This is a genomic window from Fictibacillus halophilus, from assembly GCF_016401385.1.
In the GTDB taxonomy this organism is placed as follows: Bacteria; Bacillota; Bacilli; order Bacillales; family Fictibacillaceae; genus Fictibacillus; species Fictibacillus halophilus.
Genome location: NZ_JAEACF010000001.1, coordinates 2,941,409 through 2,960,902 on the forward strand (window position 1 = coordinate 2,941,409; position 19,494 = coordinate 2,960,902).

A 19,494-nucleotide genomic window follows, 5' to 3' on the forward strand; every position below is an offset into this window, starting at 1 on the left:
TGTTGGAGAATGGACAGATTGTGGGGCTAATTGGACAGATTAACCTTCGAATCCGACAGATTACAGTCGCCAACCATATGATCAGCTCGGATGTAGACGTAATTTCGGGGTGCACCCGTACCTCTACAAGCACTTACTGTAAACTTTCATGAAAATACTGTCCACTTTTCGAATTTTACTGTCCACTTTCAATGAAATACTGTCCACTTTTACACTTTTACTGACCACTTCACATCTTTTACTGTCCACTCCTAACTCACCTCTCCCTCAAACCCTATTTTTAACATCATTATCGGTATTGCCACTACACTCAAAATAAGTTACCATTACAGGGGTAACTTTTATTATTCAACTTAGAAGAAGGTAGATAAATATGAACAAACGTGTTTATTTGTTAACGATTGTTTCGTTTGTGGTTGGGATGGTCGAGTTGATCATCGGCGGCATCCTTGACCTGATTGCAGAGGACCTCGGCGTTAGTCTCGGAAAAGCCGGTCTCCTCATCACGATCTTCTCGCTTGTGTTCGCCATCGCGGCACCTATCCTGCTTACGATAACTGCTCACATTGAGAGAAAACGACTAACGATTATCTCTTTATTTGTGTTCCTAATAGGAAACGCACTTGTTATCGTAAGTCAGACGTATTCTATGCTGCTCATAGCTCGAATTTTATCCGCGGTCAGTGGTTCGTTGCTCGTCGTACTCTGTGTGACGATGGCATCTAACATCGTGGAAGAAAAATATCGAGCTCGCGCGATCGGCGTGGTGTTCATGGGGATCAGCGCTTCGCTCGTACTCGGCATTCCGGTTGGCTTAATGCTTGGAAATGCATTCGGTTGGCGCGCACCATTTATCCTAATCACAGCACTAACCGTTCTTTCCATTCTCGGTGTGCATTTCTTCATGAATACGTTAGCTCCAAAACCGGCAATTCCGATCAGAGAACAGCTGCGCACATTAAAAAATAGACGAATCTTGTTTGCTCAGATCACATCATTCCTGTTCTTAGCTGGTCACCTAACGCTATACGGATACCTGACTCCGTTTTTAAAAATGACGTTAGGGCTTAACGGAACATGGGTGAGCATCGTATACTTAATATTCGGTGTTGCTGCGGTCTTTGGCGGCGGAATTGGTGGTATGCTTGCTGACAAGTTCGGAACAAAACCTACGATTTTAGGCGTTATTATTGTTTTTGCGGTCTCAATCTTTGTGATTCCTTATACAACTTTTGCTTTTCCACTATTTTTAGTGGTTATGGTGATCTGGAGCATGCTTAGCTGGGCGATCACGCCGGCGATGCAGAGCTATTTGATCGAGTCATCACCTGAAACATCCGACATTCAACAGAGTCTGAACAACTCAGCTCTTCATTTCGGTATCGCATTCGGGTCCATGATCGGCGGAATCGTGATTGAGAACGCATCTGTCGAGAACAACGCTACGGTCGGCGGACTGCTGATCATCTTAGCACTCGGAACAGCTGTGCTATCTATGACAAAAAAAGCACGTCGCACTGAAGAATCTGCACATACTATTAGCTAGGTTGCGAAAACTATGGCATGATGAAGGTAGAGAAATTTTTGGTAAGTTATCCATTCCTGAGGAGGTGAAACCATTACAATCGTAACGATGTAATGGTGAACAAATGAGTATTCATATCGGCGCAAAACAAGGTGAAATCGCAGAAAGCATCCTATTACCAGGGGATCCGCTTCGTGCAAAATATATTGCAGAAACATTTTTAGAAGACGTAACATGCTACAACGAAGTTCGCGGAATGCTTGGATTCACAGGAACATACAAAGGAAAACGTGTATCTGTTCAAGGGACAGGCATGGGGATTCCATCGATTGGGATCTACACAAACGAGTTAATCCGTGAATATGGCGTGAAAAACTTGATCCGTGTTGGTACATGTGGTGCGATCCAACAAGACGTAAAAGTACGTGACGTAATCCTAGCGATGACAGCATCAACTGATTCTCGCATGAACCACTTGGCATTCCCGAACATCGACTTCGCTCCTTGCGCGAACTTCGATCTTTTAAGAAAAGCGTATGAAGCTGGAACGGCAAAAGGCTTGAAGATTAAAGCAGGTAACGTATTAACAGCTGACTTGTTCTACCGTGACAGCATGGATATCGTGAAAAAGCTTGCGGATAACGGTGTGTTAGCAGTTGAAATGGAAACAACAGCCCTTTACACGATCGCAGCGAAATACGGTGTGAACGCACTATCGATCCTAACAGTAAGTGACCACATCTTCACAGGTGAAGAAACAACATCTGAAGAGCGTCAAACAACGTTCAACGATATGATTGAAATGGCTTTGGAAGTTGTGAGTACTCAAGAATAATAAACAAAAAGAGGCCCGATTTCGGGTCTCTTTTCCTACTTTTTCACTACTGTTCTACTTTATTGCTTCCATACATAAACCTTTCAAACTCTTTCACTTTCTCACCATCCAATTGATGAGAAACTCCATACGTTTTTCCTCTGCCATCCTTATTTATGGCAACATCAATATCATGTAATAAATGTTTTATGTTCTCAAACGCTTGAAATAACGTATCATCTGCTGGCTTCCATTCATCCATATATTCTGTTTTTTCTTTAGCATTTCCATATGAATCAATATGCGCAGTTCGAACATATTGATGGTGCCCAATATATGAAATAAGTGTTTGTATGTTTTGAAAGTCTTTATTTAGATCCTCACCCTCAACTCGAATATGCGGTCCTAACATATCTCGAAGCATCTCTGCTTTTAAATAAATATCATATCCCTCATCCATACCAGCTCCTGGGTACCTGCTAGGAACTGGTTGTTCTAATCTCTCTAGAGTTTGTGGTACCCATTCTCTCACATTCGTTGCAAAGTCCGGATTTTTCAAATCACCAGCGGATGAAAGATCCCTCCATACCTTAGACTCATCCTTTATACTCTCAATAACATTACTCTTATTATTCACTACAGTTTTTGCGGTATTTCTATCACTTTTATCTGCCTGCTCCAATTGATCCGCCACAAACAGAGATAATATGAGCAATAAAGAAGTTGTAAAAACAGTGCTAAGAGCAAAACGCCAAGTTTTTGTTCTAAACAGAGAAGATTTCTTAATAAGTAGTGGTTTCTCACTTTTAATTTCGCGTAAAACATTTTTCTGACGTCTATCATTAAAATTTAAATCTTTTAATAGCGTACTGTTCATCTTTTCTTTGAGGTTTTTGAGTTTATCTTCCAACTTGATCACCTCTCTCTATTTTCTTTTTCAACTGCTGCTTGCCTCTTAACAACCTAGATTTGACTGTATTTCGGTTGATACCTAACAACTCAGAGATCTGTTCAATTTTCATTTCTTCATAATAATAAAAGATAATGACTTCTCTTAATTTAATCGGTAAAGAGATAACCATCCTCGAAATGTGTTTTGATTCTTCATAAACCATCATCTGTTCCTCTGGGGATCTATCATTGCTCGGCTTAGATTGAAAACTTGAAAAGTTGTTAAAGATAAGATTCTTGAAATTCCAACTTTTCCTAACATCCTTACATTGATTTATCGTAATCTTATAGAGCCACGTTTTATAGGAAGACTCTTCCCTAAATAGATGAAGCTTTTTATAACACTTCACGAAAACCTCTTGTACAATATCTTCTGCTAGTTGCTCCTGTTTTACATACGTATAAGCAACTCTCACTAAACTTTTTCCATACTCTTTCATCAGCCAAACAATCAGTTCATCCTTGCTATGTATATTCCCTTTTGAATTAAATTCACTTTCAGCGCTTTCCATCTCATTCCCCCTCTTCCTATAATAGACGATGGCGAATTAAGTATAGGTCCATTTTTTTATAACTTCATTTTTAATCTATTAAAATAGAATAGATTCAACGCTGATTATTTCCACTTCCCACCTACCATTTGGTTTGAATTTCCAGAAAATGAGCTATATAATACTGTTAGCAAAAAATGCCATGATTGAAGGGGAAGATCGAATGACCACGATTGGAATTGATCTTGGAACATCTAACAGCCTTGTTGCTTATTGGGGAGAGGACGGACCCGTTATCATCCCGAATGTACTCGGCCATAACCTAACTCCATCCATTGTCAGCGTTGATGACAACGGAGTGCTTTTAGTCGGTGATATCGCCAAGGAACGGCTGATCACCCACCCTCATACTACAGCTTCAGCATTCAAACGCCACATGGGAACGAAAAAAATATACCAACTCGGACGTTTAGAGTTCACACCAGAAGAATTATCTTCCTTTGTGCTTCAGTCATTAAAGCGCGATGCAGAAGCTCATTTAAACACGCCTATCACAAACGCAGTGATCAGTGTACCTGCTTACTTTAACGATCAACAGCGAAAAGCGACCAAATATGCAGCTGAACTTGCCGGACTTACGGTTGACCGGCTGATCAGCGAACCAACAGCCGCTGCGATCGCCTACGGCTTACACCAAAAAGAGGATGATACAAAATTCCTTGTTTTCGACCTTGGTGGCGGAACGTTTGACGTCTCCATCCTAGAGCTTTTTGAAGGAGTGATGGAGGTGAAATCCATTGCTGGTGACAACTTTTTAGGCGGCGAAGATTTTACTGACTCCTTAATGAACTTTTTTATGAACGAAAAGAATCTCTCTTCCGATGATCTGGATGCTTATGCTCATTCTGCTCTTTTCAAGCAAGCTGAGCAGTGTAAACGCGATCTCGGCAGAAACATACAGAGTTCGGTAATGACCTTGAACGTGAATGATACGACTCATAGCCTAGAAGTGACCCGAGCTCAATTTGACCGGCTCATACAGCCACTCATCCTCCGCTTGCGAAATCCGGTGGAACGTGCACTTCGTGATGCCGATATGCGTCCAGATGACGTTGATACTGTGATCTTAATTGGTGGAGCGACAAGAATGCCGATGATCAAACAAACGATCGGCAAACTGTTCGGCCGCCTGCCCTTTACCTCCATCCACCCTGATGAAGCCGTGGGTCTGGGTACAGCTGTTCAAGTAGCTCTCAAAGAACGAAACGAAGCGGTAAACGAAATGATTTTAACCGATGTGTGTCCTTATTCACTTGGCATTAACACGACAAAAAAATTAGGCGAAAACCAATATTCTATCGGTCACTACAGTCCGATCATCGAGCGAAACACCCCCATTCCAGTCAGTAGGGTTGAACGTTATGCCACGATCGACGATTATCAAAAAAAGCTCACGATTGATATTTACCAAGGAGAAAGCCGACTTGTTGAAAACAACCTGAAACTTGGAGAACTTTCTGTTAAGATTCCTTCTGCACCTGCGGGCAAAGAGCCCATAGATGTCCGGTTTACATACGATGTGAACGGATTGCTCGAAGTGGAGGTCACCACCCTTAGCACAGGACAAGTGAAAAAGATGGTAATCGAGCAAAAGGACGGGAGTATGACTCCCGAAGAAATACAAGCAAGGATGGAAAAGCTGAAAGACATCAAGATTCATCCACGTGAACGTACAGAAAACCGACTGATCCTCGCTCGCGGGGAACGATTATACGAAGAATCAATCGGTGAAAAACGAATGCTAGCAGCCAGAATTTTAGAGGAGTTTGAACTCGCGCTCTCGACACAGCAAGAACATATTATCAAGCGAGCAGCTGCAAAATGTAAAGAAGATCTCGACCAAGCAGAAAGCTGGCTGACCGTATGAACGGATACTGGGCCATTCTAGGCATCGAACCAACAGACGATCTTTCAGTCATCAAAAAAGCCTATTCCAAACAACTGAAGGTTCACCATCCAGAAGATGATCCCGAAGGCTATCAAAGACTTCGGGAAGCTTTTGATCGTGCCAAACAAGATTTAAAAAGAAGAGAGCGAGTTCCGGCACATGCTGAAGCTGCCGTTGTAGAAACGTCTTGGCCCGAACCTTCTCTTTCTCATTACAATCAAGAACAAAAAAGAGTAACTCCTGTTATCTTGCCTGATGTTGAATCGCTAAAATCCATCGAAACATTTATAGAAAATGTTGAAAGTCTTTATAGCGATATCACATCAAGAATTTCGGAAGAGGCATGGTTGGAATTATTAGACGATGAACTGCTATGGAGCATCGAGCACAAGCAGGAAGTAAGCGAGGAACTTCTCTACTTTATATCCGAACATCATCTCTTACCAAGGAAAATTTGGCTTCTTCTCGAGAACCAGTTCCAATGGTACGAGCTGATGAAAGAGGATCTCGATATTCTTGATACAGAAACAAAAGAACGATTCTTTCCTTATTACAAAAAACGGATAGGACCCTCTTTCGATTTATCATATGAATTTGCAGCAAACGCGCAAGACATCCATCATGACGAATTCTTCCGAGCAAGAGAAAGAGCGTTCGACGCGTTTTTTGAAGGAGACATGAATTCAGCAGAAAATGAAGCGGCAGCAGCTAAAGAAATTTTCTCAGGTGATCCTGATCTGTTGCTCATCCAAGGACTGCTAGCTGCACATCAGCAAGCCTACGACGAGGCGGAAATTTTTCTTTCAAAAGCTTATTCCCTGCGACCCGTTCATCAGCAAACTATTACTCATTTGGCGCAGATTTTCCTTTTAAGAAAAGACTTTGACCAGGCAGCTCATCTGTTGCTCCATCATCAAGACACCAAAGAAGCGAAGTTTCTTCTCGCGACTGTCTACGTTAAGAGTGAACAATATGAAAAAGCAGAGACCCTACTCTCCGCTATGGTCTCATCGTGGCCAGATGACACGGACGTAATCAGTCTGCTGGGTCATGCGTTTTTCAAACAAGAAAAATGGCTTGAAGCGAGGAAACAGTTCACACGGATTCGAGAAATAGAACCATACGATGGAGAAGCGATCACCATGTTAGCCGAAATCAATCGCATATTACATACTCGGAAAATACGCAAAAAGCTAAAGCGTCGAATACCGAAGAGCCAATTAAAGAAAGAGATGAACTATTATTCTCTCAAGAAAAAAATGCTTATTTTCTTGATTAGCCAGTTAAGATGGAGGCTGCTACTCCCACTCGTACTCGCCTATATCAGCTATAAGAAGGTTAGTGAAATCGATGAAAAAACAAACCCATTCTGGCTCATGTTCATGTTTATCCTTAACTTGTTCATCTCATCAGATCAGGACTTTTACGACTTTATTTTTTGGCCAGCCATCTGGTCGATTGTATTCCTCGTCTCCGTTTTTTTCATTTGGCGAGAGTGGAAAAAAATCTTTCGAGGACTTCGATAAGAGAGGAGAATACACGTGTTTAAAAAACGAAAACGTCGACAAAAAAAGTCTCTTTTCATCGATTCGCTCGCTGTACTTTGCTTTAAAGGCATGGGATCGTACTATTGGGCTGTGAATCATCCTAAATACGGTGTCAGTAGGGTTGGTGCTCTTTATTTAACTGGAAAAATAGATAAAGAGATTGTACCTACTAAATTGGATTGGCTTCTCACGGAAGGCTTTCAAAAGAGGTTTTCTTCAATTAAGAAAGAGCTATTACAATTAACAGAAAATGAACAGGACTCACTTATTGATTCACTAGATGCAGAGACCGCTCATAAGTACCGCGTCGTTCGCCGTTATATGAACCGCTTAAACGAACATGGAATTGCGGCGTACGACATATCCCATTGCATCTATAACAACCAAATATTTGCAAAATCAGCTACACTATTATGGAGTAATCTCAAACACATGTCATTGATTAGAAAAGACCGGGACGAGCGCTCACAACGTGCTGCTGAGCAGGCACAATTACTCTTTTCAAACTGGAATGAATATGTGACATCATTTATTGTAGGGGTACAATTTCGTCAAAATTCTACTGCTGATTCAGAAGCATTCATGAAAACCATGGAGCCCACCTTTACCAAGCTTCTAACATCTAAATACAGCCCATTACAAAATGCAGATTGGAATACTAATTTGAATGTGTAGTGGTTGTGTGGTGCAACAAGCTTGATAGAGGCGGTTGGTGTTGCTTGTTTGACCCATAGATTGAGGTTTGACTCATAGACTTCCCTTTTTGACCCATAGAAGTCTTCGTTTGACCCATAGGTGACTAGTTACGACCCATAGAGAACACTTTGACTCATAGGATATCGGCTACCACTCAATCAGACTATAAAATGAATAGGGCTGACCATTCAAAGATCACTTGAAGTGCTCTTATGTGGTCAGCCCTATCTTTTAATATCTCAACTTCATCAATACGCTCTTAATCTCTTCATCATTCATCATCAGTTCGGAATGTTTCTCCGTAATTTTAGCCAGCGCCACATCATGATAAAAGAACTCAATGAAAACTTTGATAAATGGCCGGGATTTGGTCTTCAATGCTTGCCAACTCTGACTCTCCATCCCTGCAAAGATGACTTCTGTCTCATCGACAACAACGAGGCGAAATCGCTCTAGCGAGTGATGCTCCTGTGCAGGAATCAAGGTGTGCACATGGGACAGCGTAGACTCCAACTCACCGACAACAAGCACTTCCACATCCACGCCCTGCTTTTCCTTTTCCTGCAGAATTGGTAGGATTTCTTGAATATCATCTTGCCAGCCAGAAACGCGAATGGATTCTTCAGCTGTTTGCAAAAGCTGCTTCGTTTGCGCGCGGATCGACGAATCCACCTTCAGACTCCAAACGTGTTCATCGTAAAATTTTCGCTTTGACGTATTATTTTTGAGCTGCTCCACGTTTTCCTGAAATTCTGTCGTCAGCTTCTCGATCACGATCGACAGCGGTAGCGCGGTATACAGTTTCTTCTTCTCTGAAACCGAATCCAGCACCATGCCTTTTTCGATCATGCGCGATAATACTTCATAAATCTTGGATTTCGGAACACCCGAGTATTTAACGATATTTGTCGCGTCCATTGGTTCCTCGCTTGACGCAAGAACCTCGAACACCTGACTTTCGTATTGTGAAAAACCGAATTTTTGTAGCATGGTTCCTCCTAAAAACGGTTATGTATGCATAACAAATGTAATCTGCTTTATAATAGCATGTTTAATATTTTTTCTCACATCGTTCTAGCAGTATGTATCACTTTAGGTCTGTCGAACATTGTCGACTCGCGAGTATATTCTTATTTTCGTGAAATTAAATGAGATTTTTTTAAGAATCATTATGAAATTCGTGAAATTCTGGCGTTTTTCGTGAGATTACCTCTCATCATTCACATAGTCACAGCGATATACGCTAGATGGTTTATTCATTTCTTTTGTATACAGCCATTCCGTACCATTTTCTAACATAAATTGCACTTCGGTTCCAACCGGCAATTGAGACGCATAGTAAGTTATTTTGTTATTTAAAGAACCCTTAAATTTTTGTTCTATTTTTATCGGCATCTTTTTACTTTTATCTATTCCAGACTCCATTCTGTCAAAAACACAGATCCTAGCTGAAAGGGAATCAATTATAAAGTCGGCATCTTTTTTTAGAAGTTGTCTGCCTTCCTGTAATACTTTCGCTCTCCCTTCTTCTTCTATCAGAGCAATCTGTCTTGCTCCTTGAACCTTTGGATTTTCACTTTCATAAGTACAACCATTAATAACCAACAGAAGTAAAAAACACAATAAATTCTTCAGAACATTACCTTCTTTCCACTTTCCACGAATAATCAAATACAACTCTCTATTCTGTTAAGAGCATACACTTCCTTCTTAAGATATGGAATATTTTAACTTCATCTGAAATCACCCGATATATTTAGAAAAGAATAAAAGAGGAATACAAATGGAAACTACAATAAATCTATTATTAACATTCATCGGGAACATCATTTCCGTATGGATTATATTTGAGGTAATGGAAAAACTGCTAGAAGTGAAAATGCCAGACCCAAAACGGAGAAAGGTTTTTTGGCTGATTGTGACCCTATCCACACTGTCTAGCTATCTCATAGGGTTTTGAAAATTGAATATACAAAAAGCACTCCTCAATAATCAGGAGTGCTTTCCGTTCCATATAAATGTTACCTCGGTAACGTAAACTTCGCTTTTTTCTCGCCAAACAGGTACTTTCCGTCTCCAAAGAACGGGCCAACCTCTAAATCAAACGACTTGAACAATTGGAATTCGTCTTTACGGAATAAGAATACGGTATACTTTTCTTTCTCTTCGCCTGGCTTCACACTTTTCGGATCGCGTGGCTCTGCGAACGCATTGCTTAATGCTGATCCGCGGTCTTTATCGATGGTTACTTTTCCAGGTACGTTGTAGATGTCGATCTCTTTCTTACCGTTGTTTTTGATCATCGTTTTAACCGTTAACGCGACTAACTCTGCATCTTCAAAGCGCGACTCGTTACCTGCTGTTGGGATGACTTCTGTGTACTGAACGCCTTCTAACGTCACTTCCATGTCACCGACTGTTTGTTTTTGTCCGATGCCTGTTTTCTCAAAAATCATTTTCTTATCTGCTAGATTGTTAGCTGACATTAAGTCTGGATAGAACTTTTGCTCACTTGCGGATGCCTTTGCTTGTTCTCCGCTATATGCAAAATCAAAGATCTTTTCTTGCATAAAATCTTGCATACCACTGAAATCTTTGTTTGGTGCAGCGCTTGCTTCAATAACGAACTTTGGTTTTACACTCGTCATCGTTTGGTAATCCGCTTCTGTGATCATGAACGTGATCAGACCCGACGTCTTCTCACCAGCTTTATACATGTTGGTATTGCCGTCGATGCCCTCTGTATATGTTTTCGGACGCAGTCCTTTTCCTTCTTCAATAAAATTTCTTGTGTTGGATGGAATGTACGTTAGGTTATCAGTTAGACGAATATTCGTTGTTCCGTTAAAATAAACGTCTTTCCCAGATTGGTTATCAACAGACATACGTGCCGTGAGGATATAACCGTTTGGTGAATCATCAAAACGTGCAGCTGTTGACTCGTTCATACCCGTCACTTTTACGAGTTGGTACTCATCAATTGTAACTTTAAAGCCACTACCTTCATTTACGAACCCAGGATTGCTATTCGTATACAGGACTTCAACTTTTCCACCTGTATCTTCTTCTATGTAAGGATTCAACACTTCGCCCGAATCACCGCTTGCTGGCTCCTCTTTTTTCTCTTCATTTTTCTCTTCTTTTTTCGGCTCGTCAGCAGCTTTTGCTTTCTCTTCAACTTTTACTTCTTTCTCTTCCTTATCTCCTGATGCCTTTTCGCTATCTCCACATCCACTTAGCATGAGGACAGCAGATAGTCCTGCCACAACAACGAACTTAGATTTAGACTTAGCTTTCAACAAACTGACCACTCCTTCTATATATATCTTCCAATTTCTTCACATTGTCTTATTTACCATTATTCGACAGATATGAAACCTATTAATATGTAAAAATATGTATTTATGTTAAAAAACACAACTCTCTGATCATACACTTAATTCCATATTTACTCTTAAGTCTAAAGAACCAAATACCTGAATTTTTATCCATTTATTTCTAATTAACTATATAATGGAATTTGTAGGAAAAAGAATAGTAAAGGCGGATGAAAAGTGAAGAAAATCAGTGTTCTACTACTTGCTCTCTTGATCATGTTTGGTATGTTCTCTCCACGATCAGCATCAGCAATGAACGCTCCCTTTGTTTATATGAAGGGGCAAAAGCTGAGTTTTACGAATCAAGTAAAAACGCAAAACGGTGTCACATTTATTGAATTACGAAAAGTTTTTGAATTGCTAGGAGTGAAACTCACTTACACACCTAGTACGATGGAGATCACAGGAGAAAAGAAAGATTATATTTTAAAGACAAAAGTAGGTTCTGATAGTGCCTATATCAATGGGGTAGAAAAAAAGATGCCTGCTCCGTCTTATGCGAAGAACAGCAGAACGATGATCCCGCTTCGCTTTCTTAGTGAGCATATGGGTTTGAAGGTCGACTGGGTCAAAGAAATCAGTAGCATCATCATTACAGGTGATAATCTATATTCTGACCTTACTTTTACAAAAGAAGAGCTTAACAAGGATCTTCTCTCTCAGTTTAAAGAGGGCAAACTAGGAAACTTCCCTATCGGTATCATTAGTCAGTACGACGATCAGTACTTTGAAATGCTAGGTGCACCACAAGCTGTAAATAACAAGGAACGTTATTACACGTATGGCGATTACCGACTATACTATGAGATGTTCAGACATGGAAATACATATATCAAAGAACTTCGTGTGTATCCTCAAGCATTTGAAGCACTTTCATTAAACAAAGTAAGAGATACGTTAGGAAAGCCACATAAAATGTATACCGACCAAAAGACAGGAACCACTGTTTATGTTTGGAATGATACAAAGCACTCTATGGGGTTCCACTTTATCGATTCGAACCATCTGGAATATATTAGTGTGAAATAATGATGCACAAAAAAGCACTGCGGAAGATTACTCCGCAGTGCTTTTAACGTCTCCATGCTTCAAATAATGTTTATTCTTACTTGTAGATAAGCCCTTTTGAGAGATATTGTTTTTGTTTTTTACCCAAAAGTAATAAGTAACAGCCGGTTCATTCTCAAATACAACAGAGATCACATACGGATTTAAATGTTTGAAACCTTCTTTACGATGTGGGACGGTAGTTATTGTCCAACGCTCATTAGGATACTGCTTCTCTAAATAAGGTTTTAATAATTCTACCTTTTTAGTAATTTGTGCGTCGATCCATATTGGGCGAACTACAAAAAATACAGAGAATACTAACCATAGTATGATGGCAAAGCTCAAGCTGATCTTACGGTATTTCCCTTTCAAAAAAGAGGAAAGAATGACAATCGTTACAAGGGCACCACCAACAGTTATGATCTCTATTAGTTCTTTAGGATTCATCTCGTTCCTCCATACATTGATAGCAAACCTTTGGTAAGATGTTCGTTCATCTGTGTTGGATGTAATCAATAGTTATATTTCTTCGTAAATGTTTCCATACCTTCATGATACTCATGGATAATCTTTTGATGCTCCAGTCCTTTTTGGTCGGATGACTCAATCAAACTCTTATCCTGCTTCTCGAAAGCATTTTTTCCAGCACCCCATTTTAAACTTCAACTTCCCTTCTCTAGTAATCATGCTATATTAGAATAGTATGACAAATTAGAAAGGATCGTGATGTTATGTCCGTTAAACAATCGTTTAAAAGATTACTAGCTTCCTCACTTGCGGTTGGCCTTCTTTCTTCACAAATTGCAACCGCTTCCTATGCTGCACCTCAGCAAGAAACACATAAAAAGAAACACCATCCAAGAACGTTCAACCTCTCTTTGATGCACACGAACGACACGCATGCACATTTAGACAATGTGGCAAAACGTATTACCGCTATTAAAGAAGTTCGCGCCGAAAAACCAGATGCACTGCTGCTGGATGCTGGCGACGTATTCTCTGGCACCCTCTATTTTAATGAGTTTAAAGGACAAGCCGATCTTGAATTTATGAACCTAGCAGGCTATGACCTTATGACATTTGGTAACCATGAGTTTGACCTGGGATCGAGTCCTGAAGGTCACCAAGCACTTGCTAACTTTGTAAAAAAGGCAGATTTTCCTTTCGTTAGCTCTAATGTAGACTTTTCAGAAGACGCAAACATGAAGGAACTGACAAATAAAAGAATTCCGATTAAAGCAAAGGACAGTAACATCTATCCTGCTGTGATCAAACGCGTGAACCATGAACGAGTTGGGTTCATCGGTCTTACAACTGAGGAAACAGCAGACATCGCAAGTCCTGAAAACGTAAAGTTTAATAACTATATTGAATCTGCACAAAAAGCAGTTAAGTCATTAGAACGTCGTGGCGTGAACAAGATCGTAGCGATCACTCACCTTGGATATGATGACAATCCTCAGTATGACAACGATCTAGAACTAGCCAAGCACGTTGATGGAATCGATGTTATCGTTGGGGGGCACAGCCACACAACATTAGCTGAGCCTGTTATAGTAGATAAAGATGAAAATGACAAACAGAAAGATGCTTCTACGGTTATTGTCCAAGCCTATCAATATGGTGATTTTCTAGGTACATTGGATGTACAATTCAATAAAAAAGGGCAAGTCATCGGACAAACTGGAAAATTAATCGAAGTTAAAACAAAAACAGATGATCCGGAAGCTACTGAATTATTGAAAAAATATTCTAGTAAAATTGAAGAGCTAAAAAATACACCGACTGGCGGCGAAGCTGTAAATGCGCTCGAAAACCCGCGTTCAAGTACAGACGGACCGAGCGTGAGAAGTAACGAAACAGAACTCGGAAACCTCATCACAGATGGCATGCTAGATAAAGCAAAAGAGCTTAATCCAAATGTGGAGATTGCCCTTCAAAATGGTGGCGGAATCCGTGCTCCAATCGATGCTGGTCCGATCACATACGGTGATGTTTTAACAACGCTTCCGTTTGGTAACACACTAGCAACTATGAAATTAACAGGTGCTGAGATAAAGACAGCTCTTGAGCACAGCGTGAGTCAATCGCCAAAAGAAAGCGGCGGGTTCTTACACGTGTCTGGTATGAAGTTTACTTATGACAGCACTAAAGCTGTTGGCAGCCGCGTTGTCTCGATGGAAGTTAAGAACCCAGATGGCTCTTACACAACAATAGACACAGCGAAAGAATATGTGATCGCAACGAATGCGTTCACTGCAAAAGGTGGAGATGGATTCACAGTATTCAAAACCGCTTATGAGCAAGGCCGCGTAACAGATCTTGGACTATCTGACTGGGAGAACTTACGTGATTATGTAGCTAAATTGAAGACGGTCGATCCGAAAGTGGAAGGTCGTATTGTGGATGTAGCGAAAAAGTAGACAGAAAACAAGCTGACTCTATAGCAGAGTCAGCTTGTTTTTTTGTGGTGGCGAGCCCTATTTTTCAATACGTGTCTCGTCATTTTTAATATAAGCATCACGCCGCTTGAGATACCGGAAGATTTGTATCCTCTTTAGAAGCACCATCATCAAGAAGCCAAATACCACCCCCAGCAGCGAAACCCAGTTTCCGCGTATCAGCATGAACAAGTCACCTACAAACATATAGAAAAAAAAGGTATACACAGCAGCTAGCATGATGTTAAAGAATTGCAGTTCTTTAATTCGTCTTTTTTCAGAAGCTGTTATAGGTTCATTATTGCGTGCAGAGAGAAGTTTCCACTCAGAGGTTATGATGATGTATGGTTCGATAAACCAGTTAACTATTTTTTTCATGTTTTAATAATCCTAACTTTATAAGCTTTTCTACTATTATAAGCTGTTAATAGTAATGTGGTAAAACTGTTTGAAGTCTTTAAAAGTAATACTGTTCTAACCGTTTACTTTACTGTTAATTGAATACCTCATTTTATAACGTAGCGATTCATTGAATGAACGACTTACTGGTTATAGGGTTATAGGTATAACCTTCAGGATGTGAATGTTGCCATTTCCATGCATCTTCAATAATTTTATTAATGTCGGTGCGCTTAGGCTCCCAGCCTAAAATTTCCACGGCTTTGTCTGAAGAAGCAATTAAACTTGCTGGGTCACCTGCTCTTCTTGGTGTCACTATTTCCGGAATAGGATGTCCCGTTACTTTTCTTGCAGACTCAATAATTTGTTGAACGGAATACCCCTTATTGCTTCCAAGGTTAAAAATATTACTTTCGCCACCATTTTGAAGATACTGAAGAGCTAAGATGTGAGCGTCAATCAAATCTTCTACATGAATATAATCTCGGATACAAGTCCCATCCTCTGTGGGATAATCATCTCCGAAAATAGAGATGGATTCTCTTTTTCCAAGAGCGACCTGAAGAACGAGTGGGATTAAATGTGTTTCCGGACTGTGATCTTCTCCAATTTCACCCGTGGAACGTGCTCCCGCTACATTAAAGTAGCGAAGAGAAACATATTTCATACCGTAAGCTGTGTCACACCATTTCATTAACTTTTCCATGATCAACTTGGTATCGCCATACGTACTTGAAGGATTTGTTTCCATAACTTCTGTAATCGGCATAACATCTTGATCTCCATAAGTTGCGGCAGAAGAAGAAAAAACAATGTGTTTCACATCAAATTCAACCATAACTTCTAGTAACTTTTGAGTTCCATATACGTTGTTATCAAAATAGGCTAAAGGATTTTCCATGGATTCTCCAACAAGTGAATAAGCAGCAAAATGAAGAACCCCTGTAATTTCCTCTTTTGAAAAAACAGATCTTAGAAAATCTCCATCCCGAATATCGCCTTCATAAAAAACAGCTTCAGGATGCAAAGACTGTTTATGACCCGTTTGGAGATTATCTACAACAACCACTTTATACTTCTGTTGAATTAACGCATATACGGCATGGGAACCAATGTAACCCGCACCACCAAGAACAAGAATACTCATCTAGACGACCTCCCTCGTAATCTCCTTAGCACCATCACCAATACTCGCTACATAAAAGTCTGCATCATAGCCGATTTTCTCTTGATATTCTTGTTCGACTCTTGCAACAAATTCATCTATTCTCTCGCATTCAATAATGGCTATTGCACAACCACCGAATCCAGCACCGGTCATACGTGCACCTAATTGCTTAATGTTATACATATGAGTCTTTAGAGGTAATAATAATCATTGCACCAATCTTAGAAGATCTAATTTCAAAACAAAAAGAGAAGGACACAGCCTTCTCTTAAGAACGTGTAAATAAGTACTTAGCTACGATTAGATTACTTAAGAATACTCATTTACTATTACTATTTTTATGTTTCATTTGTTTAATACTAACAGACAACTCGTCCCTTACATGATTCGAACTAAAATCTAACTTAACACGCAATTTTCCCTCTTCATCTGCACGTGTCTTCACAACTTTAGCACCTCGATCACCTTTAATCTTCACCTGATATTTTTCGTTCGGCTTGAACCAAGGTGCTGTCTGAACTTCTGCTTTTCCTGAACCCTGAAGTTTAAATCCTTTCTTCGTCACGTCAGATAATCTAGCAAACTCCATTTCCTCTCGATCAAATTCAATATCCCAGCCGTAAACAGAAAAGGATGATTCGGCCGACTTATATTGAAAAGGTATCGGTGCTTTAGGAGGATCATTAAAGATGTCCATGAATCGTGGCAACGTTTGGTGGAGATCGCGCTGCCAATATCCCCACGTATGAGAGCCTGGTCCGTAACTTTCCCACACATGTGCAATGTTCAGTTCTTCTAACCGATTATGCAGACTGGTTGACATTATAAAGCAAGTCTCTTCAACCGGAGATTCCAAACCTCCATCCAACGGTCCACCTGCCTCACCTGTTCCTGTGTGTATGGCGAGATCGACACCTTCCAAGTTTTCTGCTAAATCCCAAGGATTATGACTTCTCCAAATAATCTCGTTCGCTTCTCTATCACCCCAAACCGTTCCTGGTGGCACTTTTTCTTGATTCTGAAATATCGTCTTCTCTAAAAACTCGGGGTCTAAGTTCGTATCAAGTACACCTGAAAACGAAGCCGTTGCTACAAAAAGATCAGGATGTCTTGCCGCATAAGACATCGCACCAAAGCCACCCATGGACAGTCCAGCTACCGCTCGTCCTTCTCTTGTTCCTTTTGCACGATAATGTTGCTCTATCCACGGAATGAGTTCTTCTATATGGTACTTCTCCCACTGCGGCGGTCCATAGGCACCTCCGTTATACCAATCCGAATAACTCGCACCTCTCCCTGCATCAGGCATTACAACAATCAACGGCTGATCCTCTGTTATCTTTTCAATATCCGTTCGAGCCGTCCATGCTTTGTAGTCACCACAGCAGCCATGTAACAAGTAAAGAACAGGGTATGTTTGCTCTGACTCCTCATAACCTTTTGGCAAAATGACTCGCAGTGATGTCTGTTTTCCTAAGGACGGACTATCGAGCGTAATGTCGTAAAGTCTCTCACTTAACGGCGTGTCGGAAATCAGCTCCACTTGTGCATGAGCCTGTCCACTTGGATAAAGGGGAATGATCAACAGAAGTGTAAGCAAACTCTTAAGTACAATCCGAAACATGGTATAGCCTCCTTCTCTACCTTATATTTCCTTATTTGAATATAAGATTACAGACCAAAATCACCACTTTCAATAAGGCGAAGGGCTTTATCTAGATTGAATTTTCTTAGGTATAAGTACCTTAAACTCTATAAACTTTAGCTTAAAGAAAAAATCCCCGTTTCCGGGGATTTCACTAATTATTTATGTTTGCTTTATTATTTCTTCCGCTGTAGATTCTGTATACAATCCCAATAGCTGCGATGACAAACAAGATTACGAGTGCCGCAGTTGTTTTGGCATAGATGCTATAACCTAGAGCGGCAATGAACGCTAAGAAGATTAGTATGTTTAACATGAATTTATCTCCTTTCGTTATTTTACGTATTTAACCCGTTCCTTCGTTTTCCCTTTAAAGTTAACGTCTTTATAGTATATAGTTAAAATCTTTTTACTGTATTCTTTTTTATCACTTTTCTTTACATATACCCTATATGAGTTATATCCATACCATGTTTCTTTAAGACCAATACCGGCGCCTGCTACAAACGACAATACGCTGCCAGCTGTTCCTCCAAAAAAGCCTAATCCACCAACTACAATTCCGCCAGTATATGCACCAGCTCTGCGGTCTTTATTCTCATAAATTTTAGTATAATATTTTGGCATTGGGGCGTAGCATTCAATAGCCGGGTAACAAGTAGCCTCAGCCTTTTTCGGTGCTATAGTTCCAGCTCCGCCAAGTACAGTAAAACCCAATACTAGGGCCATGGATCCTTTTATAAATCTGCTTCTCATGTCTATCGCTCCCTTTCCATTTTTATAGTACTCCTTCCTATTTTACCATAATTTTGATTGTTTTTTATGGATTTAATAGTTTCAGAGAGCGTTTAATATAAAGATTTTATCAATGTATTAAAAACAGACACTATGCCGGTATGTAAATAATATCAGTGCTTTCGTGACTTCTGATAGAGCGTTAAAAACGCTTCAACCACAAAAAACACGACAAGGCCAACAACTAATATAGTAAAAGAGCTTTCAATAAACTCTTTATCCATGAAGAACTCATAGAACGAATTGATTAGTAGCAGCACTGCCCATACGGTGAAAGTGTACCAGCACGCGATGTTAACATTACTCTGCTGAATCTTATCGTTGTGCTTAAAGAACATAGATATTCTCCTCTCTAGTCGTAATTATTGAATATCCCTCTACTCTCCTATTTAAACATTTGTTTAAACATAAAGTGTGTTTTCAATAAAAAAAGTGCATTTCCTTGAATAGGTAAATGCACATATGACGCTCTAAATCCAAATCATTATTTAATATATAATTCGTACAGTAACAAGTATTAATACGAAAAGCAGCCATAAGGGAAGGGATAACAGGATTCCCCAAAAGAAGACCTTTGCTACTTTCTTTTTACGTGTCATAATAACCAACCTCATTGTTTTAGGTGTAAAGCTTCTATATATGTTTAT

General features: G+C 40.0%; 19 protein-coding genes and 1 pseudogene. 7 read left to right on the forward strand and 13 right to left on the reverse strand.

The window, feature by feature from the left end; translation table 11 throughout:
• Positions 1–373: 373 nt before the first annotated feature.
• Together I5J82_RS15030 and deoD are read left to right on the forward strand one after the other, a co-directional pair.
• Positions 374–1,546: an MFS transporter gene (locus I5J82_RS15030; RefSeq protein WP_198768529.1), complete on the forward strand. Its 1,173-nt coding sequence runs from the start codon at positions 374–376 to the stop codon at positions 1,544–1,546.
• 103 nt (positions 1,547–1,649) lie between these two features.
• Entirely contained in the window at positions 1,650–2,360 is a 711-nt protein-coding gene (gene deoD, locus I5J82_RS15035) for a purine-nucleoside phosphorylase (protein ID WP_144697518.1), read from the forward strand.
• A 46-nt stretch (positions 2,361–2,406) separates the two neighbouring features.
• Here the strand turns inward: deoD and I5J82_RS15040 are convergent, their stop codons facing one another.
• Complete coding sequence (locus I5J82_RS15040; RefSeq protein WP_198768530.1) at positions 2,407–3,249, reverse strand: helix-turn-helix domain-containing protein; 843 nt, start codon at positions 3,247–3,249, stop codon at positions 2,407–2,409.
• A complete protein-coding gene (locus I5J82_RS15045) occupies positions 3,239–3,802 on the reverse strand; it encodes a sigma-70 family RNA polymerase sigma factor (protein WP_198768531.1) in 564 nt (187 codons plus the stop codon). Before I5J82_RS15045 ends, I5J82_RS15040 begins: the two co-directional genes overlap by 11 nt.
• Positions 3,803–4,004: 202 nt before the next feature.
• Between I5J82_RS15045 and I5J82_RS15050 the strand changes: the two genes are divergently transcribed.
• The 3 genes from I5J82_RS15050 to I5J82_RS15060 are packed head-to-tail and all read left to right on the forward strand — an operon-like array spanning position 4,005 to position 7,951.
• Entirely contained in the window at positions 4,005–5,708 is a 1,704-nt protein-coding gene (locus I5J82_RS15050) for a molecular chaperone HscC (protein ID WP_198768532.1), read from the forward strand.
• A complete protein-coding gene (locus tag I5J82_RS15055) occupies positions 5,705–7,255 on the forward strand; it encodes a J domain-containing protein (protein WP_198768533.1) in 1,551 nt (516 codons plus the stop codon). Before I5J82_RS15050 ends, I5J82_RS15055 begins: the two co-directional genes overlap by 4 nt.
• Before the next feature lie 15 nt (positions 7,256–7,270).
• Positions 7,271–7,951, forward strand: coding sequence for a DUF1266 domain-containing protein (locus tag I5J82_RS15060; protein ID WP_198768534.1), 681 nt, complete (start codon positions 7,271–7,273; stop codon positions 7,949–7,951).
• Positions 7,952–8,203: 252 nt separating this feature from the next.
• Here I5J82_RS15060 and I5J82_RS15065 read toward each other — a convergent pair whose 3' ends face one another.
• The 3 genes from I5J82_RS15065 to I5J82_RS15075 all read right to left on the reverse strand — a co-directional run bounded on the left by I5J82_RS15065 (position 8,204) and on the right by I5J82_RS15075 (position 11,274).
• Positions 8,204–8,962: a TrmB family transcriptional regulator gene (locus I5J82_RS15065; RefSeq protein ID WP_198768535.1), complete on the reverse strand. Its 759-nt coding sequence runs from the start codon at positions 8,960–8,962 to the stop codon at positions 8,204–8,206.
• Between the two features lie 216 nt (positions 8,963–9,178).
• A complete protein-coding gene (locus tag I5J82_RS15070; protein ID WP_198768536.1) occupies positions 9,179–9,643 on the reverse strand; it encodes a hypothetical protein in 465 nt (154 codons plus the stop codon).
• Positions 9,644–9,993: 350 nt separating this feature from the next.
• Complete coding sequence (locus I5J82_RS15075) at positions 9,994–11,274, reverse strand: DUF5068 domain-containing protein (protein WP_198768537.1); 1,281 nt, start codon at positions 11,272–11,274, stop codon at positions 9,994–9,996.
• Positions 11,275–11,526: 252 nt separating this feature from the next.
• On the opposite strand from I5J82_RS15075, the gene I5J82_RS15080 reads away from it, so the two are divergent.
• Positions 11,527–12,378, forward strand: a complete 852-nt coding sequence (locus tag I5J82_RS15080; RefSeq protein WP_198768538.1) for a copper amine oxidase N-terminal domain-containing protein — start codon at positions 11,527–11,529, stop codon at positions 12,376–12,378.
• A 27-nt stretch (positions 12,379–12,405) separates the two neighbouring features.
• Here I5J82_RS15080 and I5J82_RS15085 read toward each other — a convergent pair whose 3' ends face one another.
• Positions 12,406–12,846, reverse strand: a complete 441-nt coding sequence (locus I5J82_RS15085) for a hypothetical protein (protein WP_198768539.1) — start codon at positions 12,844–12,846, stop codon at positions 12,406–12,408.
• A 284-nt stretch (positions 12,847–13,130) separates the two neighbouring features.
• Here I5J82_RS15085 and I5J82_RS15090 point away from each other — a divergent pair, with 284 nt between their 5' ends.
• Positions 13,131–14,822: a bifunctional metallophosphatase/5'-nucleotidase gene (locus tag I5J82_RS15090; RefSeq protein WP_233096501.1), complete on the forward strand. Its 1,692-nt coding sequence runs from the start codon at positions 13,131–13,133 to the stop codon at positions 14,820–14,822.
• A gap of 57 nt (positions 14,823–14,879) precedes the next feature.
• On the opposite strand, the gene I5J82_RS15095 is transcribed toward I5J82_RS15090, so the two are convergent.
• From I5J82_RS15095 to I5J82_RS15125, 7 genes and pseudogenes are all read right to left on the reverse strand, one after another.
• On the reverse strand, positions 14,880–15,218 hold the full coding sequence (locus tag I5J82_RS15095; RefSeq protein WP_198768540.1) for a hypothetical protein: 339 nt from the start codon (positions 15,216–15,218) through the stop codon (positions 14,880–14,882).
• Positions 15,219–15,366: 148 nt separating this feature from the next.
• Entirely contained in the window at positions 15,367–16,386 is a 1,020-nt protein-coding gene (gene galE, locus I5J82_RS15100; protein WP_198768541.1) for a UDP-glucose 4-epimerase GalE, read from the reverse strand.
• Positions 16,387–16,572 (reverse strand): annotated as a pseudogene (locus I5J82_RS15105) (galactokinase); the annotation flags it as partial.
• Between the two features lie 154 nt (positions 16,573–16,726).
• Positions 16,727–18,031: an alpha/beta hydrolase gene (locus I5J82_RS15110; RefSeq protein ID WP_198768543.1), complete on the reverse strand. Its 1,305-nt coding sequence runs from the start codon at positions 18,029–18,031 to the stop codon at positions 16,727–16,729.
• Positions 18,032–18,206: 175 nt separating this feature from the next.
• Positions 18,207–18,368, reverse strand: a complete 162-nt coding sequence (locus I5J82_RS15115) for a hypothetical protein (protein WP_198768544.1) — start codon at positions 18,366–18,368, stop codon at positions 18,207–18,209.
• 17 nt (positions 18,369–18,385) lie between these two features.
• Positions 18,386–18,808 (reverse strand): hypothetical protein, encoded by a 423-nt coding sequence (locus tag I5J82_RS15120; protein WP_198768545.1) that lies wholly within the window; start codon positions 18,806–18,808, stop codon positions 18,386–18,388.
• Positions 18,809–18,960: 152 nt separating this feature from the next.
• The gene (locus tag I5J82_RS15125) at positions 18,961–19,185 is read right to left on the reverse strand and encodes a hypothetical protein (RefSeq protein WP_198768546.1); all 225 of its coding nucleotides are present in this window, start codon (positions 19,183–19,185) and stop codon (positions 18,961–18,963) included.
• Between the last annotated feature and the right edge of the window lie 309 nt (positions 19,186–19,494).